Consider the following 18740-nt stretch of genomic DNA (forward strand, 5'->3'; position numbering starts at 1 on the left):
CTCCTTCCCGATGGTCGAGTAAGCGACCGAGCGCAAGCGAGGGAGCGCATCGAGACCGAACAGTCACCCAAAACAACAGTGCCCCTCCGGCTTTCGCCGAAGGGGCACTGTCGTCAGCAGATCACTTGTGCAGATCGAAGCGATCGAGCTCCATCACCTTGGTCCAGGCGGCGACGAAGTCGTTGACGAACTTCTCCTGCGCGCCGTCTTCGGCGTAGACCTCGGCGAGCGCACGCAGCACCGAGTTGGAGCCGAACACCAGATCGGCGCGGGTGCCGGTCCACTTGTCGGCGCCGGACGCGCGGTCCTTGCCGACGTAGGTGCCGTCGTCGGTCGCCGACGCCTTCCACTCGGTCCCCCTGTCGAGCAGGTTGACGAAGAAGTCGTTCGTCAGCTGACCCGGCTTGTCGGTGAGCACACCGAGCGCACTGCCCTGGTAGTTCGCACCCAGCACGCGCAGACCACCGACCAGCGTCGTCATCTCCGGCGCCGACAGCGTGAGCAGGTTGGCCTTGTCGATGAGCCGGTACTCGGCGGGCAGCTCGCTCGCCTTGCCGTCGTAGTTGCGGAAACCGTCGGCCTTGGGCTCCAGGTAGGCGAACGACTCGACGTCGGTCTCCTCCTGGGTGGCATCGGTACGCCCCGGGGTGAACGGCACCGACACGGTGACGCCCGCATCCTTGGCAGCCTTCTCCACCGCCGCGGTCCCACCGAGCACCACCAGGTCGGCGAACGACACCTTGGCACCGGCCTCGGCGTTGAACGACGTCTGGATCTCCTCGAGCTTGCGAATCACCTGGGCGAGCTCGTCGGGCTCGTTGAGCTCCCAGCCGGCCTGCGGCTGCAGACGGATGCGGCCACCGTTGGCGCCACCGCGGTAGTCACTGCCACGGAACGACGACGCAGACTTCCATGCGGTCGAAACCAGCTGCGCCACAGTCAGACCGGAGTCGAGGATCTGTGCCTTCAGGTTGTCGATGTCGGCGTCGGCGATGACCGCGCCGTCCTGTGCGGGGACGTTGTCCTGCCACAGGTAGGTGGTCGACGGGGCCAGCGGGCCGCGGTAGCGGACGGCCGGTCCCAGGTCGCGGTGCAGCAGCTTGAACCAGGCCTTGGCGAACTCGTCGGCAAGCTCTTCGGGGTGATCGAGCCAGCGGCGGGTGATCTCGCCGTAGATCGGGTCCATCCGCAGCGCCAGGTCGGAGGTCAGCATCGACGGGTGGGTCTTGCCGCTGCCGTGGGCCTCGGGCACCGAGTTGGCCCAACCGCCGTCCTTCGGACGCCACTGGTTGGCGCCCGCCGGGCTCTTGAAGAGCTCCCACTCGTTGCCGTACAGGATTTCCAGGAAGCTGTTGTCCCACTTGGTCGGGGTGTGGGTCCAGATGACCTCGAGGCCGCTGGTGATCGCGTCGGCGCCGACACCGGTGCCCTGCGGGTTGGCCCAACCGAGGCCCTGCTGCTCGATGGCAGCTGCCTCGGGCTCGGCGCCGACGAGCTCGGCGTCGCCGTTGCCGTGGGTCTTGCCGAAGGTGTGGCCACCGACGATGAGTGCGGCGGTCTCGATGTCGTTCATTGCCATCCGGCCGAAGGTCTCGCGGATGTCCACGGCCGAGGCCAGCGGATCCGGATTCCCGTTGGGGCCTTCCGGATTGACGTAGATCAGGCCCATCTGCACGGCGGCCAGCGGGTTGGAGAGGTCGCGCTCACCGGAGTAGCGGTTGTCGCCGAGCCACTCGGCCTCGGGACCCCAGTAGACCTCTTCGGGCTCCCACTCGTCGACGCGACCGAACGCGAAACCGGCGGTCTTGAAGCCCATGTCCTCCAGGGCGACGTTGCCGGCGAGCACCAGCAGGTCGGCCCACGAGAGTGCCTGGCCGTACTTCTTCTTCACCGGCCACAGCAGGCGGCGGGCCTTGTCCAGGCTGGCGTTGTCCGGCCAACTGTTGAGCGGGGCGAAGCGCTGCATGCCCGTGCCGGCGCCACCGCGGCCGTCCTCGACGCGGTAGGTACCCGCGGCGTGCCACGACATACGGATGAAGAACGGTCCGTAATGGCCGAAGTCGGCGGGCCACCAGGTCTGCGAATCCTTCATGACGGCCTTGACGTCGGCGACCACGCCGTTGACGTCGAGGTTCTCCAGGGCGGCGTCGTAGTCGAAGTCCGAGCCGTGGGGACGCACGACATCGGGGTTGTGCGCCAACAACTTCAGGTTCAGCTGATTGGGCCACCAGTCACGGTTGCCACCACCCTCGACGGGCGGCTTGATCCGCATGGGGCAGCCGCTTTCCGCGGGCTCCGTCTGCGCCTCCGCGATCGGCGGGTGCTCGGTTGCGTGAGCGGGGTTTTCCTCAGACACGACATTCCTTCCGAGAGTTGATTTTTCGGGCTGTGATCACGGGTGTGATCCCGAAGTGGGTGAGGCCGCGGCGCAGTCGGCGCACAGGCCCCAGTAGATGACCTCGGCCTCATCGAGAACAAAGCCGTGGTGTTCCGTCGGTGTGAGGCACGGTGCCTCGCCGACAGCACAATCCACGTCGCCGATGATCCCGCAGGATCGGCAGACGACGTGGTGATGGTTGTCGCCGACCCGCGACTCGTAACGAGCCACATGGCCGGACGGCTGGATGCGCCGCACCAGACCGGTGTCGCTGAGCGCGCTGAGTACGTCGTAGACGGCCTGCTTGGACACGTCGGGCAGTACGTTTCGCACAGCGGTCAGGATCGTATCGGTGTCGGCGTGGGGGTGGGCATGCACCGCCTCGAGTACGGCGACCCGCGGGCGGGTCACTCGCAACTCGACAGAACGCAAGAGTTCTGTGTAGTCAGACGTCGGCGGCACGGGAACCATTATGCACGCTTTTCTGGACTGAGTCAGAAAAACTCTCAAATTGAGACGACGAACTCAGTCATGTCTCGTTCGACGAGGGGTTATCCCGTAGCCGAGTCGTTGGGTTCGATCCGGAAGCCGACCTTGAGGGTGACCTGCGTATGGGCGATCTTGCCGTCCACCACATGTCCCCGCGTGTTGACGACCTCGAACCACTCGACGTTGCGGGTGGTTTGCGACACGCGCGCAATCGCATTCGCGATGGCGGCGTCGGTTCCGTCTGCTGACGAGCCGACCACTTCGACGACCCGATATACGTGTTCGCTCATGTCCCGATACTGGCACGGATGCGCGACGCTGTGGCCGGTTTCGCCGACCTCACGTTCGGGAGAATCGGCCCGGCTCCACCTCGAGCACCGCGCCATGACGGACAAGGCGGTCCAGATGCAGTTGCGCGGTGCGCAATTCGACCGCGCCGACAAACGGCATCTCGACGTGCGGACGATAGACGAGTCGGTGATCGGCGATCTCGACGATGCTGTGCGGCTCGCCCAGGAACTCCAGCAACCGGGCGTCGCGTCGTTCGATCACCCCGCGGAAAGCGTCGAGGCGAGTACGGAAGTCGTCGGCGCCCTCGATGACGCCCTTCTGATGGAAGGTTCCGTACCACCGCGCGTCGATCTCGCGGACGCGCTCGATGGATGCGAGGTAGTCGTCGAGGTTGCTGCCGACGTCGCCGTACATCGGTCCGAACGACGTCAGGTCGATGTCGGCGACGTAGCAGAAGCCGATGGGTTCGATCAGCACGCCGCAGTGTCCGGCGGTGTGGCCGGGCAGGTGGATGACGGTGGCGGAGATGTCGCCGAGATCGAAGACGTGCTCGGACGGTACACCGATGGCGTCGGGTCGTCCGTCGGGCAGGTCGAACTGGTCGGCGATGTGTTTTTCGGCAAAGGAGCGGATCTCCGGCGGGATGCCGAATCCGTCGATCAGCACGCGCAGGGATCGCACACCGGCGAGATCGGCGTCGTGGACGTACGTGGGTGCGGTGAAGTGTTTGAGTCCGGCGATGTGGTCCTCGTGGGCGTGGCTGATCATGACCGCGTCGGCGTCGACGGGATCGTGGTCGACCTCCAACGACGGATCGATGACGAGGGTGCCCGCAGACCCGCGGGCGATGACGGTGTTGCCGTAGGGATACGCCCCGCCCTGTCCGGACATCAGCACGCTCACCGAATCGTACTGTGCCTCACGGAAACCCGGGTCTGTGGTGGTCATGGCATCACGCCAGCAGATCGCGGGCGACCCGGGACACGGTTGCCTTGCCGTCGGCTTGATTCCCTTGTCCCCGCAGCGAGTTCATGATGGAGACGACGAATCGCTCGCCGTTGCCGGCAAAGCCGACGGTGTTGACCACTGACCCGCCCTGCTCGTCGGACCACCCATTCTTGTTGCCCGGGCGCAGCGAGCCGGGCAGTGCCATGATGCCCCAGCGCTGATTGGCCGCCACTCCGCGCATCTCGCCGACGAGGTAGTTGCGGTCGGCGGCCGGCATGCGCAGCACCGAGGTGACGAGGTTGCCCAGATCGCGTGGTGTGTCCTTCTGGAATCCCCAGTACGGGTAGTAGGCGGTGAATCCGCGCTGCGGAGCGAGGGCGGTCATGCCGAATCCGCGGAAGGCGTTGTTGTAGGCCAGGTGGTCGGCGCCGGCGTACTTGAACCACAGCTGGTCGGTGGCGGCGCCGTCGGATGAATTGAGCATCCGGTGCATGGCCCCGCGGTCGGCGGCCGAGAGGTGGATGCGACCGACCCGATTGCGATTGAGCAGATCGGCGGCGATGGCGAGTTTGATCGTCGACGCCGTCCACACGGGCGTGTCGGCGAAGTTGTTCACCAGGGTGATGCCGGTGCGGCGATCGGTCACGACGATTCCGGTGGTGCCCGGTCGCGTCGCCGCATACGCGCTGGCCGCGGCCAACCGGGCGGGCAGTGCGGCGGCCAGGGCGTCGTCCCCGAACGGCGCCGCGTGTGCATCGGTGGAGGGCGCAATCACCCCCGCGCCCACCGCTGCGACGGCGGCAACGAGCGTCATCGAACGACGGAACCGTGAAAAACGCATGACCTCCACCCTAACGGTGTCGCGCACACCCTCACACGACGGCCAACAGCACGCCCACCGCCATGAACAGCACCCCGAACAGTCGGTTGAGGTTGCGTTGTCCCTGTTCGGTGCGGGTCATCCGCTGGAATCCGCGGGCCACCGTCGCGAAGAACAGCCACATCACCGCGATGTCGACGGTGACCATGGTGACGCCGATGACCGCGTACTGCAGCAACAGCGGTTGATCGGTGCGCACGAAGCCGGGCACGAACGCGAGGAGGAACACGATCGCCTTCGGGTTGAGCAGATTCACCCAGACGCCGCGGACGAACATCGACGACGCCGACTCGGTGGCCAGCGCGTCGGTGGCCTCGTCGCTCAGGTCGGGCTTGCGGAAGAACTGGCGGATACCCAGGTAGATGAGATACGCCGCACCCAGGTAGCGGATCACATCGAACGCGGTCGGCGACTTCGCGATCACCACCCCGAGGCCGAGCGCGACGATCAGCAACTGGATGAGCAGCGCGGCCTGCTGCCCGAGAATGCCCCAGAACGCACGACGGAACCCGACGTTCATCGAGTTGCTCATGGTGTTGATCGCCCCGGCGCCCGGGGTGAAGCTGATCAGGACGCACGCGGTGAGGAGCGCCAACCAGGTCGAGATCTGCACCCGGATGAGGGTAATGGTCGACGATGGCCGCTCCGTAAGCTGTGCCCGTGACCTGGACCCCCGAACTCATCGTCGAACAATCGGTCCGGTGGGCGTCGTCCTGGCATCCGCCGGGGTCGGCGCACATCGTCGACGCCGGGCACGAGTTCTACCTGCTCGACGGCGAGGCGACGCTCCTGCGCTACCACGGTCCGCTGACCGATCCACGTGCCGTCCTGGACGAGACGCGAAAGATTGTCGCGAGTCACGGCGCCACCACGGTCCGGATCACCGTCGGACCGGGCACGTTCAACGATCTGTCCGACGACGATCTCACTGCCTGCCACGCCGAGATCGTCAACGTGCTCGACATCGATGCCCTCGAACTCACCGGCTCCACCCTCGACACCATGTCCACCCCGTCCGACATCGACGTCATCGAGGTCGCCGTCGACGACCCCATAGGCCTCGACGAGTTCAGCCGCGTCTCGCTCGAAGCCTGGGGTTTCCCACCACCAGTACTTGATGACCTCGACAACGACGTCGAGAACGACAGCGGCGCAACGACACCCGGACTGTTCGTGGCGCGGATCGACGGAGTCGGGGTGGCCACTGCCGGCTACGCACTCGTCGACGGGGTGGCACGCATGTGGGGTGCGGCCACCCTGCCCGACTTCCGTGGCCGCGGGGTGTACCGCGCGCTGATCGCCGCGCGGCTGCGAGATGCACGAGCCCGTGGCGCCACCCTCGCCATCGTGCACGCCGAACGCACGTCGTCACCGATCCTGCAGCACTTGGGTTTCCGTAAGTACGGTGAACGCCACCTCACCCGGCTGTCGGTCTGAGACACACCACTAGCTTCGTCGAAGCGTCACCGGGTGGCGACTCGACAGGCAGACACCCACGCGGGCATGCCCGGTCTCATCGGCGACGACCTCCGGGAACTCGCATCCGGTCAGGCGGTAGCGCGTCCTCGGCGCCAAGCGGGACACCCCGATGGTGGTGCGGACCGGGCCGGACCCGGGATACAGCACCAGATCCAGGCCGTCGCCATCGGTGACCGCCTTGGCGACGAGGATGTCGGGATAGGCAGCCTGCGTCAGTATCGGTCCGGTGCGCCACGCGTCGGGGACCTCACCGACGGCGAGACCACGCAGGTCGTCCCGGCGGAGGAATCGGGCGAGGGCATAGGCGCCGTTTGCCCACGTCGACGCCCCCGCCAGACGCCGCGCACCTGCCGACGAGTAGTCCCACCGGAAGTGGTCGGCGATGGTGGCGTCGGCCGCGTCGGCGGCGTCGCTGTCACCCATTTCCCTTGCGGCGCAAGCGATGTTGACCAGCGTCCAGGCATCACCCATCCGGTAGGAGCCGACGTCGAGTCGGTCGACCGGGGTGGTGATCATGTCCAGGCGACCGTCGCGGACGGTGACGCGTTTGTCGCGCAGGGCTTCCCAGGTATCGGCGGCGAGATCCGGCAGAATCCCGTTGAGCCAGTAGGTCATCACCGCGTCGTTGGAGAGCGTGGGCGGCAGCTTCAGTCCGGCCGGCCCGAGCCCGAACCGGAACCGTCCGTTGGGTAGGAGATATCCGTTGCGGTGGAACGAGTGTGCGATCTTGTCGACGAAATCGCCGGTGAGGTCGGTGCCATGTAGCCGGTCGTAGCCGAGCAGTCCGGTCACCGCGATCGTGTTGCACATCGGGTAGGTGAGGTGCGGTTCGCACGGATACAACGTGTGGCGGCTCGAGGCCATATTGTCGGCGATCGCGGTGGCGATGGCGGTGAAACCGTAGTCGTACCGGGTGCGCTGATTCCACACCAGCGGCAGACTGCCGTCATCGTCAAAGGTGGTGTCGTCGTTCAGCGTTGTGTAGAACGCCAGCATCGCCGCAAAGAATCCCGAATACATGACGTTGGCGAACACGACCGGATCCGGATTCCACCGGAGATACCCGGCGAGGCGCTCGGTCGCCCAATACCCCCACACCCGTTTGTCGCACATGCGGCGGATCATGTTCGCCTGGCCCTCGGCGAGATACCCGGCGAACGCCGGGGTACGCGTGTACTGCGCCACCGACAAGGCGTACGAGACGTAGGCGATCTGGTAGCGCAACGCGCTACCGCCGATCTGCTCGAGTCGAGTGAAGCCGTCCCACCGGTCGGCGGGCTGTAATGCCATGTCCAGGAGGTATCTCAGGGTGGCCACCTCGTCTTTGGTGGCCTCACTGACCGATCGGCCCGCGTCGACGGGCGTCACCGACATCTGTTCATTCGACAAGCGCGGTACCTTTCGCAACGCGACGGGGAAGTGTCAACAGTGCCGCACCGGCGACGATCGCGGACACGATGCCGCCGTGAACAGCCATGTGCAGGGGTTCGGAATGGACGTGGTAGAGGTGCAGGAGATGCATGTCGATCTCCATTCCGGTGAACACCACCGCTCCGCCGACCATCAGCGACACCGCGACCAGTTCCCGTCGACCGACCGCGGTCGGCGAGCGTCGTGCGGAAACCGACAGTGCGGCAAGCGCGATCACCGTGAGGACAGCAGACCGGACACCCCATGCGGCGACCGACGCGGTGTCGGTCGCCGCCCCCGACAACAGGAGCGCGGCCACCCCGATCAGATAGCCGCCGAGCGCGAACCCGCCGACACGCAGCACATCTGCCCACCATCGGTGCTGCGCGGGCGAGACGACCGCCGGCTCGGGCGTGCCCGAGCCGGAATACGACGGTCGGTAGGCGGTCGGTGCGAAACCGCCGTCGTCGGAACGAACTCGCCATGGCATCACTCGTTGCAGCGTCAGGACAAGGAGAGCGCCGATGACGCAGCACACCATCGCGGTGACCTCCTCGGGCTGGATCGAGCCGGTTGCGTGGCGACGATGCTACGCGATGTGAGAACAAACGTTGCCAGAAATCTGATTCCGGGGGGATGGTCTGCGACGTAGCATCAGCGCATGCCCCGGCCGTCGATGGTGACTGCGTCAGACTTGCGTTCCTTCATGATGGCCACCTACTTCGCACTGCGACTGATGATCGCCGCCGGCGCTCTGCTCTTGCCGGTGGTGCTGGTGATCTGGGCCGCGGTCAGTGACGACGTCGACCTGCAGGGCTCGATCAGCGGCTTCTACTACACCGATGCCCGCGACGTTTTCGTCGGCATCGTCGTCGCGGTGGGCGTCGCCCTGATCGCCTACCGCGGGTACTCGGTGGGGGAGAACTGGTTGCTCAACCTGGCCGGCGTCCTGGCCATCGTGGTGGCGCTGGTCCCGACCACACCGCCGGGCGACGGCGGCATGAACCTCGTGCACACGGCCGCGGCCATCGGGTTCTTCCTCGTGATCGCGCTGTCCATCGTGCTCTACGGCCGGCTCACCCTCAGCCTCCTCGACCCCGCTGAGGCACAACGCTTTTCCGTCGCATACTGGATTCTCACCGCGCTGCTGGTGGTGTTGCCGATCCTCGCGGCGGTGATCGCCCACCGGACGGGGCCGAGTACCGCCCTGTTCTGGATCGAGACCGCCGCCCTCATCGCATTCGTCGCGTTCTGGGTCACCAAGACCGCCGAGTTGTGGCGGTCGGACGCCGATCAACGCATCTGTGCGGGCACGGTCGCGTGCGACGCCACCGGTCAATTGCAGGCCACCGACGCCGGCCGATCGTGAATTGCGGACTGTCGCTGTCCGTTGGGCGTGACACCGTGGGCACAGACGACGACCCCGACACACGAAAGAGGATGGCTCATGGCTCGCGAGATTCAGGTGACCTTCGACTGCGGCGATCCCGGCGCGCTGGCCGTGTTCTGGGCTGACGCCCTCGGCTACGAGCTGCAGGCCCCGCCGCCCGGCTTCGACACGTGGGACGCCGCCCTCGACGCACTCGGCGTCCCGGCGGAGAACCGCAACGACAAGTCTGCGGTCGTCGACCCCACCGCCTCCGGTCCGCGGATCTTCTTCCAGCGGGTACCCGAAGGCAAGACGGCCAAGAATCGCGTGCACCTCGACGTCCGCGCCGCTCCGGAAACCGCCGGCGACGCACGCATGGCCGCGCTGGAAGCGGAATGCGAGCGACTCGTCGCCCTCGGCGCCACCCGCGTCGAACGTCACGAACCGTCCCCGCCGCTGTCCAACGGCTTCATCGTCATGACCGACCCCGAAGGTAACGAGTTCTGTCTCGACTGAGAGGTTTCGACCAGCGTCGGGCTCGCTGCGCTCGCTCGTCGCGCTCAACCAGCGGGGGATGCGTTTCCCGCCGGTTTCGACCAGCGTCGGGCTCGCTGCGCTCGCTCGTCGCGCTCAACCAGCGATGGGTGCGTTTCCCGCCGGTTGAGCAGCCCGCGAGGCGCTAGCCGAGCGGGCGTCCGTCGAAACCGCTCACACCACCGCCAGCGACGAATCCCGCACCAACACAAAGAAGTACGGCGCCGCCGACCCCTTCATATCCATCGCACCGAGCACCGCGTCGTCGGATAGCCGACGAAACACGTCGTTGATGGGCAATTGGTCGTAGAGCATCGTGGCGGTGTCGACGCCGCGATACCGGGTGGTGCGTAACCGCGCCTTCGGTGACCGTGCCTGCGTGAGCGCCCGGGTCGCGGCGATCGGCGTGCGGTAGGAGATCCGGGTGACTCCCGGGACCCGCGCCAGCGGCACACCACGGAAGGCGGCCCGCGGATTCATCGGCCACAGCGCCGACCCGTCGCGCGTCGGGAACAGCAACGGATGCACCGTCTCGCCGTCGACGAACTGCTTGCCCCACCAGCCGCTCGCCGCCAAGAGTCCATCCATGGGGTGCCCGGTCGGCATCTCGGCGCCGCGCCAGGTCCCGATCATGAACTGCGGATCGACACCGGGACACTCATCGAAGACCGCGAGCGCACCGGCGGTGGTGGTCGGCGCGTCGGGCAGGGTTTCGGCAAGCAGCATGGCCGTTATGGTACGGAATCGACAATTTGTGTCAATGGCAGACCGCGCCCTGCGACGCCGAGGTCACCAACTTCGAGTACTTCGCCAGCACACCTCGGGTGTAGCGCGGCGGCAGAGGAGTGAAGTCCTGTGCCCGGCGAGCCAATTCGTCGTCGTCGACCAGGAGGTCGAGGGTGCCGTTGGCGACGTCGAGTCGAATCCGATCACCGTCGCGGACGTGTGCGATCGGTCCGCCGTCGACGGCTTCCGGTGCGATGTGTCCGACGCACAGTCCGGTGGTGCCCCCGGAGAAGCGTCCATCGGTCATCAGCAGGACGTCCTTGCCGAGACCTGCGCCCTTGATGGCGCCGGTGATCGCGAGCATCTCCCGCATGCCCGGGCCGCCCTTGGGGCCCTCGTAGCGGATGACCACCACGTCGCCGGCGGCGATGGTGCCGTCCTCGAGGGCGTCCATCGCCGAGCGTTCGCGATCGAAGATCCGGGCGACGCCTTCGAACACATCCGAATCGAAGCCCGCGGACTTCACCACCGCCCCCTCCGGTGCCAGCGATCCCTTCAGGATGGTGATGCCGCCGGTGGGATGAATCGGGCGATCCATGGCCCGCAACACCTTTCCGTCCGGATCGGGTGGCGCGACGTCGGCGAGATTCTCCGCGACCGTCTTTCCGGTGACGGTCAGGCAATCGCCGTGCAGCAGACCGGCATCGAGGAGTGCCTTCATGATGACCGGCACGCCGCCGATCCGGTCGACGTCGGTCATCACGTGCGCGCCAAACGGTTTCACGTCGGCGAGGTGCGGGACGCGGGCGCCGACGCGGGAGAAGTCGTCCAGCGAGAGTTCGACCTCGGCCTCGTTGGCGATCGCCAGCAGATGCAGTACCGCGTTGGTGGAGCCGCCGAACGCCATCACCACAGCGATCGCATTCTCGAACGCTTCGCGAGTCATGATGTCGCGGGTGGTGATTCCGCGTTTGAGCAGCTCGACGACCGCCTCGCCGCTGGCACGCGCGTAACCGTCGCGACGCTTGTCCGGCGCGGGTGGTGCGGCGCTGCCCGGCAGCGACATACCCATCGCCTCGGCCGCGCTGGCCATCGTGTTCGCCGTGTACATACCACCGCACGCACCTTCGCCGGGGCAGATGGCGCGTTCGATGGTGTCGACGTCCTCCCGGCTCATCAGCCCGCGCGCGCACGCGCCGACCGCCTCGAAGGCGTCGATGATGGTGACCTGATGCTCGGTGCCGTCGGACAGCGTCGCGAACCCGGGCAGCGTCGACCCGGCGTAGAGGAAGACGCTGGACAGATCCAGCCGCGCGGCGGCCATCAGCATGCCGGGCAGCGACTTGTCGCAGCCGGCGAGCAGCACCGATCCGTCGAGGCGCTCGGCGCTCATCACCGTCTCCACGCTGTCGGCGATCACCTCCCGCGACACCAGGGAGAAGTGCATCCCCTCATGGCCCATGGAGATGCCGTCGGACACCGATATGGTGCCGAACTGCATCGGATAGCCGCCGGCGGAGAAGACACCTTCCTTCACCGCGGACGCGAGCCGGTCCAGCGACAGGTTGCAGGGCGTGATCTCGTTCCACGACGACCCGACTCCCACCTGCGGTTTGACCCAGTCGTCGTCGCCCATGCCGACTGCACGCAGCATGCCGCGGGCTGCCGTTTTCTCCAGGCCGTCGGTCACGTCGCGGCTGCGCGGTTTGATGTCGACGGTGTCGTTCGCGGGGGGCTGTTCCGGCGTACTCATATGGCCACCGTATTCCGCTGAGTGCGGCAGCGCCGGGATTCGGGCAGCGACGGAGGGTCCAGCAGACTCCCAGCAAGCACGGCAGCCGATCCCAAGGTTGGGTTCCTACTGTCGTATTTGTCAGCGGGACAACACAGTAGCTCCCGTCAGACCGACAGAAAGGTGGCATCATGCCGTACCGTCCGAATCAGCAACGTCCGCAGGGTGGCCAGCAGGGTCAGCAGGGCCGTCCGCAGCCGCGGGTCCAGCCGCGTCCCCGGCCCCGCCCGTTCTTCGGGCTGCCGTTCTTCGGCAGCAGCTAAAGCTCAGAGCGACTCGCGAGAGCCCGGCGCCACCACGCGCCGGGCTCTCGCGTGCGCGCTGTCAGCGCGTGAACTCGGCGATCGCGGTATCGACGAGGTCCTGCGCCGTCGCACCCTCGGCGTAGGCCGTGCGTTGCCGGGACGCGCCGTTGCCGGTCGCACGCCAGCGCGACGCGGCTCTCTCGATCATGGCGTCCTCGCCCGATAGATCACGAGCCACCTCGATGACATCCCCGAGCATGGTGATCGCGCGCGCGGCTTCGCCGGTCCGCACATCGATGCCGTCGCCGTCGAGCCCGTCGTGCGCCGCCTTCCACATGGCGGCCGCGAGGATCTCCTCATCGATCATCGGCGCGGGCGATCCGTAGGCCAGGTCATCGAGCGCCCGAACGACGAGCCCGCGCACGATCACTGCGATGGCGGCGGACTCGTCGGCGCGTTGCTGGACATCGCCGACCCGGATCTCGATGGTGGGCAGGTGATCCGACGGCCGGATATCCCAATAGACCATGTGATCGTCGAGGATTGCGCCACTCGAGACAAACATCGCGACGAGGCTCTCGAAGTGCTTGCGCGACCGCAGATATGGCGGCGGTCCGGCGGCCGGCCACCGTGACCACAGGATGGATCGCCAGCTCGCATGCCCGGTGTCCGAGCCGCGGTAGACGGCCGAATTAGCGGCCAGCGCAAGCAGAATCGGCAAGTAGGGGCGAAGTCGGTTACTCACCCCGACCGCGATGTCCCGGTCGGGTACCCCGACATGCACGTGGAAGCCGCAGATGCCCTGCTCGTGTGCCAGCATGCCGAACCGTTCGCCGATCTGCTGATACCGCCGGCCGTCGGTGATGGGGAAGTGGTCGGGAACTGTCGGCGGCACGCCCGTGGCGATCGCCCGGACCCCGACATCCTCGGCGGCCGTCGCGACCACCGACCGCAACCTGCGCAGTTCGGCGAGCACCTCGTCGCCGGTCGCGCACGGTGGCGTGGCGATCTCCACCTGGCACGGCGTGAGTTCCAGATCCAGGTCCACCCCATGTGCCCGGGCCGCTTCGGCAACCTCCCGATTGCGCGCCACCGGGCGACGCGAATGTGGGTCCACGAGGATGAACTCCTCTTCGACGCCGAGCGTCGGAGGCGCTGGTCGCGCAGTGGCCGCGATGGGGTTGGGGGCCATTGGACCATGGTAGGCGGGGTCGTGCATTCGGACTGGTGATGCAAGTTCGCATGTTAAGATGCGCGTATGCCTAAGACGGTGCAGATCCGAGACTTGGATGACGAGGTGTATGCGGGGTTGGCCAGACGTGCCGCTGAAGAAGGCATTTCTGTGCCCGAGCTATTGCGTCGAGAGGCTGGGCGGATCGCGTCCCGCCCGTCAGTGTCTGAGTGGTTGCGCAGAACAAGTCGGCGACCGTCGCGACTGACGACGACGGAAGTACTTGCGACCATTGATGAATGGCGAGGCGAGTGGCCGGATGCTGGTCGTTGATGCCTCGTGCCTGTTCGAGGTTGTAGCGGATACGCCGCGATCGGCTGAGATCTCTGCACGGCTCGCTGCCGACACCGATCACGCGGCGCCCGAGGTTATCGATGTCGAAGTCCTCGGCGTGATCCGCACACAATACTTGCGTGGTGGTCTCGATCAGACGGCTGCCTCGCAGGCCGTCGTCGATCTGAGGGACTGGCCGGGGGAACGTTACGCGCACCGGTGGATGCTGGATCGTGTTTGGGAGTTACGGGATTCGGTACGTGGTTGGGACGCGTTCTACGTCACACTGGCCGAAGCCATGGATGCAACCCTTCTGACCCTCGATGCACGCCTTGCCCGGGCTCCAGGTCCCCGCTGTCGGATCGAGCTGGTGCCAGCGTCGACCCGTTAGGGTTTTACTGCACAACGCAATTCGCTGACCTGCCCGACCCTGGCTCGGACAGATCAGCGAAAAGTGCTGTAAAGGCGGCTCAGCCGCCCGGCGTCAGCTCGATGTTGACGTTGACGTTGCGTCGCCACGGCCGACGCGCGACTCGCGGGGCGCCGAGGAAGTCGTCGACGACCGGACCGAACACCGCGGCGTTCAGGATCAAGTCGATGTGACCGCCATCGTGGGCGTGCAGGGTGGCGCGCGGCATGAGCTGGCTCAGGATGTGCGCGTTGACCATTGGGATGATGGGGTCGTCGGTGCCGGCGATGACCAGCGTGCGCTGCCGAATGGCGGGCAGTGCGTGAATCGAGGTCCACACCGAGCCGGCCATCAACTGGTGGACGTAGCCCTTCTTGGAACCGGCGTGCAGCTGGCGGATCAGCAGCTCGGCGACGTCGCGCCCGTGCTGCCGGACGTGACCGCCGTAGAGGTGTCCGGCGATCGTGGCGCCGTAGGCCGGGTCGCGGAAGCGACGCGGGGTCACCATCTTGCTGAGCACCTTCGGATGGCCGGGGACCATGACCGCACCGGTGCCGGTGGCCACCAGGATCAGCCGGCGGCAACGCCGCGGGTTCTGGAACGCGAACTGCTGGGCCAGCGCGCCACCCCAGGACAGGCCGAGGATGTCGACCACGCCGATGTCGAGGCGATCGAGCACTCGTCCGAGGACCCACGCCAGATACGGGAAGCCGTAGGGCAGAGGCGATGTCGGGGACTCACCGGTTCCGGGCACGTCGAAGCGCACGACGGGGCGGTCGGTGTCGAGGTGATCGACGAACGGGTCGAGGACCTCGAGGCTGGCGCCGATGCCGTTGCACAGCACCAGCGGCACGCCGACGCCCGGACGGTAGCGGACGCGGATACGTTGCCCGCCGGTGGCGATGAAGATGTCGTCGGGTTCGGTCTCTTCGGGGGCGATGTCGATGACGTTCTCGCTCATCAGATTTCGCACCTCACAATCATGTGTGTATCGCCCGGTATGGGCGGGAAATGAATGGTGTGGACGGATACTACTGTGTGGGGGAGCCCCTCAACTCCCCCACACAGTGGGTCTATCCGTCAGCCCTGCAGGACGTAGGTGCCCGGTGCGGGTGCCAGCGGCTCGAAGCCGGCGGTCCCGAGCGCGGTGGGGGCGTCGATCTCGGCGCCGCCACGCTCGGCCAGCCACTGCAGGTGATCCGGCCACCAGGAGTCGCGCTGCTTCTCGGCGCTCTCCAGCCACTCTTCGGGGGTGGCGTCGGCGTCGACCTGTCCGGCGCGGAATGAGGCCTTCGGGTTGCCGGGCGGGTTGACCAGCGAGGCGATGTGGCCGCTCGTCGACAGCACGTACCGGTTGTTCTTGCTGCCCAGCAGGGCGGCGCTGCGGTAGGTCGACTGCCACGGGCAGATGTGGTCGGCGATGCCGCCGACGACGTACGCGTCGCAGGTGACCTGTCCGAGGTCGACCGGGGTGCCGAGCATGGTGGCCTTGCCCGGGGTGACCAGGTCGTTGCCGACGCCCATCATCACCATGTCGCGGTGCAGGGCTGCGGTCATCCGGGTGGTGTCGGCGTTCCAGAACAGCACGTCGAAGGCGGCCGGGCTGCGTCCCTGGATGTAGTTGTTGACCCAGTAGCGCCAGACGAGGTCGGTCGGCCGCAGCCAGGCGAACATCTCCGCCATGGCGTCGCCGTCGAGGTAGCCCTTGTTGGCGGAGGTGCGGATGGCGGCCTTGGCGGCGCGCTCGCTGGTCAGCGCCGACGCGAAGCCGGCCTGCTGCTGGTCGAGCACGGTCACGCCGAAGCTCAGCGAGTTGATCTTGTCGCCCTGGCCGGTCGCCGCGAGGTGGGCGGCGGTCATGGAGGCCAGGATGCCGCCGGAGCAGGTGGCGAACAGGTTGGTGCTCTCCGCGCCGGTGATGGTCCGGGTGGCGTCGATGGCCTCGATGATGGCCTTGCCGTAGGCGTCGAAGCCCCAGTCCTTGTGCCGCGCAGACGGGTTCCGCCACGAGATGGTGAAGACCTGCTGGCCGCCGCGGACATAGTTCTCGATCAGGCTGCGGCCCGACGCGATGTCCATGATGTAGTACTTGTTGATCACCGGCGGCACCATCAGCAGCGGGATCTCGTGGACCTGCTTGGTCTGCGGTGCGTACTGGATCAGTTCGAACATCTTGGTGCGCAACACAACCGTGCCCTTGGTGGTGGCGACGGTCTCGCCGACCTGGAAGGCGTCGGGCTCGACCATGGCCGGCACGCGGGGCTTGGAGGCCATGTCGCGGACGAATGCGCGGAACCCGCGCAGCGCGGACAGGCCGCCGGTGTCGATGAGCGCCTTCCAGCCCTGCGGGTTGAGCACCAGGTTGTTGGTGGGGGCCAAGCCTTCGATGATGTTGTCCAGGGCGAACCGCACCTTCTCGGCGTCTTTCCAGTCCAGATCGGCTGCAGCGTACAGATTTTCGGCAGTCGCGGAGCTGGCGAGGTAGGCCTGCTCGATGCGGCGCAGCAGCGGGTTGCCACTCCAGGCAGGATCGGCGAAACGCTTGTCACCGCGAGCGGGCTCACGATCGGAACGACCGAGGGTGATCAGACCGAGTTCCTTGGCGAGTCCGGCACTCTGCTCGGCGACGTTGATCGGCTGGCGGGCCAGCGACACACCGAACCGGGCCCACGATGCGTTCGGCACCATCCGGCTGGCGAACGACTTGGTGGAGTTGGTGAGCAGGAGATCGAGCGGGGCGGCGATTTCGCCTGCGGCATTGGTGTTCTGTGCGATGGTCATGATTTCAGGCTTCCTGAAAAGTAGGGGCGGTGATGTCGCGCTTCTGGATCTTGCCGGTCGGACCGGTAGGCAGCTGATCGACGATCCACACGTGGCGCGGGTACTTGTAGGCGGCGACGCGTTCCTTGGTGTAGGCACGCAGCTCGTCCTCGGTGACCGTGGCGCCGGGCTTGAGTTGCACTGCGGCACCGACTTCTTCGCCGAGCGAGGTGTGCTTGATGCCGATCACGGCGGCCGCGGCGACCTGCGGGTGCTCGTAGAGCACTTCCTCGACCTCACGCGGGTAGACGTTCATACCGCCGCGGATGATCATGTCCTTGGTCCGGTCGACGATGCGGTAGTAGCCGTCTTCGTCCTTGGTGCCGACGTCGCCGCTGGAGAACCAGCCGTCGGCGTCGATGGCCTTGGCAGTGGCCTCGGGCAGATTCCAGTAGCCCTTCATGATGTTGTGGCCCCGGATCTGGATCTCACCCGGCTCGCCGAGCGGCAGCTCATTGCCGTCCTTGTCGACGACGCGCATCTCCACACCCTCGATCGGGGTGCCGATGGTGCCGGCCTTGCGGGGGTTCTCCGGGTGGTTGAAGCACGCGACCGGCGAGGTCTCCGAAAGGCCGTAGCCCTCGAGGATGACGGCGTCGAAGGTGCTCTCGAAGTCGACGATGACCTGGGCGGGCAGCGCCGCGCCGCCGGACACGCATACCCGCAGCGAGCTGGTGTCGTCGGTGGGACGATGCGCGGCGACCAGTGCGGAGTACATGGTCGGGACGCCCTGAAAGACCGACACCTTGTGCTCGGCGATGGCGTCGAGGACGACGGTCGGGTCGAAGCGGGGGATGAGCACCAGGGTGGCCTGGGCGTAGACCGCGCCGTTGAGGCCGCAGGTGAGGCCGAAGACGTGGAACATCGGCAGGCAGCCGATGATGGTGTCCTCCGACGTGGCGGTCATCAGGTTGTCCATCGAGATCTGCGCGTTGCGGTGCAGTCCGTCGTGGGTGAGCTCGGCGCCCTTGGGCTTGCCGGTGGTCCCCGAGGTGTGCAGGATGACCGCGGTGTCGGAGCCGGTGCGCTCGACCGGGGCGGACTGTGCCTCGGCGGCGGCGATCGCGGCGGTCAGCGAGTCATCGGCGACGATGCACTCGGCGCCGGCGGCCTCGGCAGCGGTGATCGCCTCGTCGGCGAACATCGGGGTGGTGAAGATCAGCTTCGCGGAGGTGTTGGTGAGGTAGAACTCGATCTCGCGGGACTTCAGCAGCGGATTCATCGGCACCGCGACGGCGCCGGCGCGCTGGATTCCGTAGAACAGGAACGCGAACTCGGGAACGTTGGGGAGCATCAGGCCGACGCGGTCACCGGGGGCGATTCCCTTGTCTGCCAACAGTGTTGCCACCTTGGCGGCGAGGTTGTCAAACTGTGCGTAGGTGTAGACGTCGGTACCGCACTTCAGTGCCGGCTGGTCGGGCCGGGTGGCGGCAGCGGCGACGAGGTTGTGAGCCAGGGTGGTCATTG

20 protein-coding genes are annotated in these 18740 nt (G+C 66.7%); 6 read left to right on the plus strand and 14 right to left on the minus strand.

Features of this window, described 5'->3' with window-relative positions:
• Window positions 1-121: 121 nt before the first annotated feature.
• The 6 genes from katG to AAFP30_RS24210 form a co-directional block, all read right to left on the minus strand.
• Window positions 122-2272 (minus strand): catalase/peroxidase HPI, encoded by a 2151-nt coding sequence (gene katG, locus AAFP30_RS24185; RefSeq protein WP_419232684.1) that lies wholly within the window; start codon window positions 2270-2272, stop codon window positions 122-124.
• A 120-nt stretch (window positions 2273-2392) separates the two neighbouring features.
• A complete protein-coding gene (locus AAFP30_RS24190) occupies window positions 2393-2848 on the minus strand; it encodes a Fur family transcriptional regulator (protein WP_419232586.1) in 456 nt (151 codons plus the stop codon).
• 80 nt (window positions 2849-2928) lie between these two features.
• The gene (locus tag AAFP30_RS24195; RefSeq protein WP_419232587.1) at window positions 2929-3156 is read right to left on the minus strand and encodes a dodecin; all 228 of its coding nucleotides are present in this window, start codon (window positions 3154-3156) and stop codon (window positions 2929-2931) included.
• A 49-nt stretch (window positions 3157-3205) separates the two neighbouring features.
• A complete protein-coding gene (locus AAFP30_RS24200) occupies window positions 3206-4105 on the minus strand; it encodes an MBL fold metallo-hydrolase (RefSeq protein ID WP_419232588.1) in 900 nt (299 codons plus the stop codon).
• Between the two features lie 4 nt (window positions 4106-4109).
• Window positions 4110-4946 carry a tat pathway signal sequence gene (locus tag AAFP30_RS24205; RefSeq protein ID WP_419232589.1) on the minus strand — a complete coding sequence of 279 codons (837 nt, stop codon included), beginning with the start codon at window positions 4944-4946 and terminating at the stop codon, window positions 4110-4112.
• Window positions 4947-4977: 31 nt separating this feature from the next.
• A complete protein-coding gene (locus AAFP30_RS24210; protein WP_419232590.1) occupies window positions 4978-5598 on the minus strand; it encodes a LysE family transporter in 621 nt (206 codons plus the stop codon).
• A gap of 47 nt (window positions 5599-5645) precedes the next feature.
• Here AAFP30_RS24210 and AAFP30_RS24215 point away from each other — a divergent pair, with 47 nt between their 5' ends.
• The gene (locus AAFP30_RS24215) at window positions 5646-6422 is read left to right on the plus strand and encodes a GNAT family N-acetyltransferase (protein ID WP_419232591.1); all 777 of its coding nucleotides are present in this window, start codon (window positions 5646-5648) and stop codon (window positions 6420-6422) included.
• A 9-nt stretch (window positions 6423-6431) separates the two neighbouring features.
• On the opposite strand, the gene AAFP30_RS24220 is transcribed toward AAFP30_RS24215, so the two are convergent.
• Together AAFP30_RS24220 and AAFP30_RS24225 are read right to left on the minus strand one after the other, a co-directional pair.
• Window positions 6432-7853, minus strand: coding sequence for a hypothetical protein (locus AAFP30_RS24220; protein ID WP_419232592.1), 1422 nt, complete (start codon window positions 7851-7853; stop codon window positions 6432-6434).
• Window positions 7843-8364 (minus strand): hypothetical protein, encoded by a 522-nt coding sequence (locus AAFP30_RS24225; RefSeq protein WP_419232593.1) that lies wholly within the window; start codon window positions 8362-8364, stop codon window positions 7843-7845. Before AAFP30_RS24225 ends, AAFP30_RS24220 begins: the two co-directional genes overlap by 11 nt.
• Before the next feature lie 171 nt (window positions 8365-8535).
• Here AAFP30_RS24225 and AAFP30_RS24230 point away from each other — a divergent pair, with 171 nt between their 5' ends.
• Window positions 8536-9243 carry a hypothetical protein gene (locus AAFP30_RS24230; RefSeq protein WP_419232594.1) on the plus strand — a complete coding sequence of 236 codons (708 nt, stop codon included), beginning with the start codon at window positions 8536-8538 and terminating at the stop codon, window positions 9241-9243.
• A gap of 78 nt (window positions 9244-9321) precedes the next feature.
• Window positions 9322-9759 (plus strand): VOC family protein, encoded by a 438-nt coding sequence (locus AAFP30_RS24235; RefSeq protein WP_419232595.1) that lies wholly within the window; start codon window positions 9322-9324, stop codon window positions 9757-9759.
• A gap of 192 nt (window positions 9760-9951) precedes the next feature.
• Here AAFP30_RS24235 and AAFP30_RS24240 read toward each other — a convergent pair whose 3' ends face one another.
• Together AAFP30_RS24240 and ilvD are read right to left on the minus strand one after the other, a co-directional pair.
• Entirely contained in the window at window positions 9952-10503 is a 552-nt protein-coding gene (locus AAFP30_RS24240; RefSeq protein ID WP_419232596.1) for a DUF4334 domain-containing protein, read from the minus strand.
• 31 nt (window positions 10504-10534) lie between these two features.
• Window positions 10535-12256, minus strand: coding sequence for a dihydroxy-acid dehydratase (gene ilvD, locus AAFP30_RS24245; protein ID WP_419232597.1), 1722 nt, complete (start codon window positions 12254-12256; stop codon window positions 10535-10537).
• 170 nt (window positions 12257-12426) lie between these two features.
• Between ilvD and AAFP30_RS24250 the strand changes: the two genes are divergently transcribed.
• A complete protein-coding gene (locus AAFP30_RS24250; protein ID WP_419232598.1) occupies window positions 12427-12558 on the plus strand; it encodes a hypothetical protein in 132 nt (43 codons plus the stop codon).
• Window positions 12559-12619: 61 nt separating this feature from the next.
• Here AAFP30_RS24250 and AAFP30_RS24255 read toward each other — a convergent pair whose 3' ends face one another.
• Complete coding sequence (locus tag AAFP30_RS24255; protein WP_419232599.1) at window positions 12620-13732, minus strand: carboxylate-amine ligase; 1113 nt, start codon at window positions 13730-13732, stop codon at window positions 12620-12622.
• A 66-nt stretch (window positions 13733-13798) separates the two neighbouring features.
• Here AAFP30_RS24255 and AAFP30_RS24260 point away from each other — a divergent pair, with 66 nt between their 5' ends.
• Window positions 13799-14044: a FitA-like ribbon-helix-helix domain-containing protein gene (locus AAFP30_RS24260; protein ID WP_419232600.1), complete on the plus strand. Its 246-nt coding sequence runs from the start codon at window positions 13799-13801 to the stop codon at window positions 14042-14044.
• Window positions 14031-14435, plus strand: coding sequence for a type II toxin-antitoxin system VapC family toxin (locus tag AAFP30_RS24265; RefSeq protein ID WP_419232601.1), 405 nt, complete (start codon window positions 14031-14033; stop codon window positions 14433-14435). Before AAFP30_RS24260 ends, AAFP30_RS24265 begins: the two co-directional genes overlap by 14 nt.
• Window positions 14436-14514: 79 nt before the next feature.
• Here the strand turns inward: AAFP30_RS24265 and phaZ are convergent, their stop codons facing one another.
• From phaZ to AAFP30_RS24280, 3 genes are all read right to left on the minus strand, one after another.
• A complete protein-coding gene (gene phaZ, locus AAFP30_RS24270) occupies window positions 14515-15414 on the minus strand; it encodes a poly(3-hydroxyalkanoate) depolymerase (protein ID WP_419232602.1) in 900 nt (299 codons plus the stop codon).
• Between the two features lie 119 nt (window positions 15415-15533).
• Window positions 15534-17234: a PHA/PHB synthase family protein gene (locus AAFP30_RS24275; protein WP_419232603.1), complete on the minus strand. Its 1701-nt coding sequence runs from the start codon at window positions 17232-17234 to the stop codon at window positions 15534-15536.
• A 4-nt stretch (window positions 17235-17238) separates the two neighbouring features.
• On the minus strand, window positions 17239-18738 hold the full coding sequence (locus tag AAFP30_RS24280; protein WP_419232604.1) for a long-chain-fatty-acid--CoA ligase: 1500 nt from the start codon (window positions 18736-18738) through the stop codon (window positions 17239-17241).
• Between the last annotated feature and the right edge of the window lie 2 nt (window positions 18739-18740).

The organism is Gordonia sp. CPCC 205515, from assembly GCF_048537925.1.
In the GTDB taxonomy this organism is placed as follows: domain Bacteria; phylum Actinomycetota; class Actinomycetes; order Mycobacteriales; family Mycobacteriaceae; genus Gordonia.

Coding starts and splice junctions, on each gene's coding strand:
- phaZ (WP_419232602.1), bottom strand. CDS start 15,414: ATGAGCGAGAACGTCATCGACATCGCCCCCGAAGAGACCGAACCCGAC.
- AAFP30_RS24230 (WP_419232594.1), top strand. CDS start 8,536: ATGCCCCGGCCGTCGATGGTGACTGCGTCAGACTTGCGTTCCTTCATG.
- AAFP30_RS24260 (WP_419232600.1), top strand. CDS start 13,799: ATGCCTAAGACGGTGCAGATCCGAGACTTGGATGACGAGGTGTATGCG.
- AAFP30_RS24225 (WP_419232593.1), bottom strand. CDS start 8,364: ATGCCATGGCGAGTTCGTTCCGACGACGGCGGTTTCGCACCGACCGCC.
- AAFP30_RS24265 (WP_419232601.1), top strand. CDS start 14,031: ATGCTGGTCGTTGATGCCTCGTGCCTGTTCGAGGTTGTAGCGGATACG.
- AAFP30_RS24280 (WP_419232604.1), bottom strand. CDS start 18,738: ATGACCACCCTGGCTCACAACCTCGTCGCCGCTGCCGCCACCCGGCCC.
- AAFP30_RS24255 (WP_419232599.1), bottom strand. CDS start 13,732: ATGGCCCCCAACCCCATCGCGGCCACTGCGCGACCAGCGCCTCCGACG.
- AAFP30_RS24190 (WP_419232586.1), bottom strand. CDS start 2,848: ATGGTTCCCGTGCCGCCGACGTCTGACTACACAGAACTCTTGCGTTCT.
- AAFP30_RS24250 (WP_419232598.1), top strand. CDS start 12,427: ATGCCGTACCGTCCGAATCAGCAACGTCCGCAGGGTGGCCAGCAGGGT.
- AAFP30_RS24205 (WP_419232589.1), bottom strand. CDS start 4,946: ATGCGTTTTTCACGGTTCCGTCGTTCGATGACGCTCGTTGCCGCCGTC.
- AAFP30_RS24200 (WP_419232588.1), bottom strand. CDS start 4,105: ATGACCACCACAGACCCGGGTTTCCGTGAGGCACAGTACGATTCGGTG.
- katG (WP_419232684.1), bottom strand. CDS start 2,272: ATGCGGATCAAGCCGCCCGTCGAGGGTGGTGGCAACCGTGACTGGTGG.
- AAFP30_RS24235 (WP_419232595.1), top strand. CDS start 9,322: ATGGCTCGCGAGATTCAGGTGACCTTCGACTGCGGCGATCCCGGCGCG.
- AAFP30_RS24275 (WP_419232603.1), bottom strand. CDS start 17,234: ATGACCATCGCACAGAACACCAATGCCGCAGGCGAAATCGCCGCCCCG.
- ilvD (WP_419232597.1), bottom strand. CDS start 12,256: ATGAGTACGCCGGAACAGCCCCCCGCGAACGACACCGTCGACATCAAA.
- AAFP30_RS24240 (WP_419232596.1), bottom strand. CDS start 10,503: ATGCTGCTTGCCGAAACCCTGCCCGACGCGCCGACCACCACCGCCGGT.
- AAFP30_RS24195 (WP_419232587.1), bottom strand. CDS start 3,156: ATGAGCGAACACGTATATCGGGTCGTCGAAGTGGTCGGCTCGTCAGCA.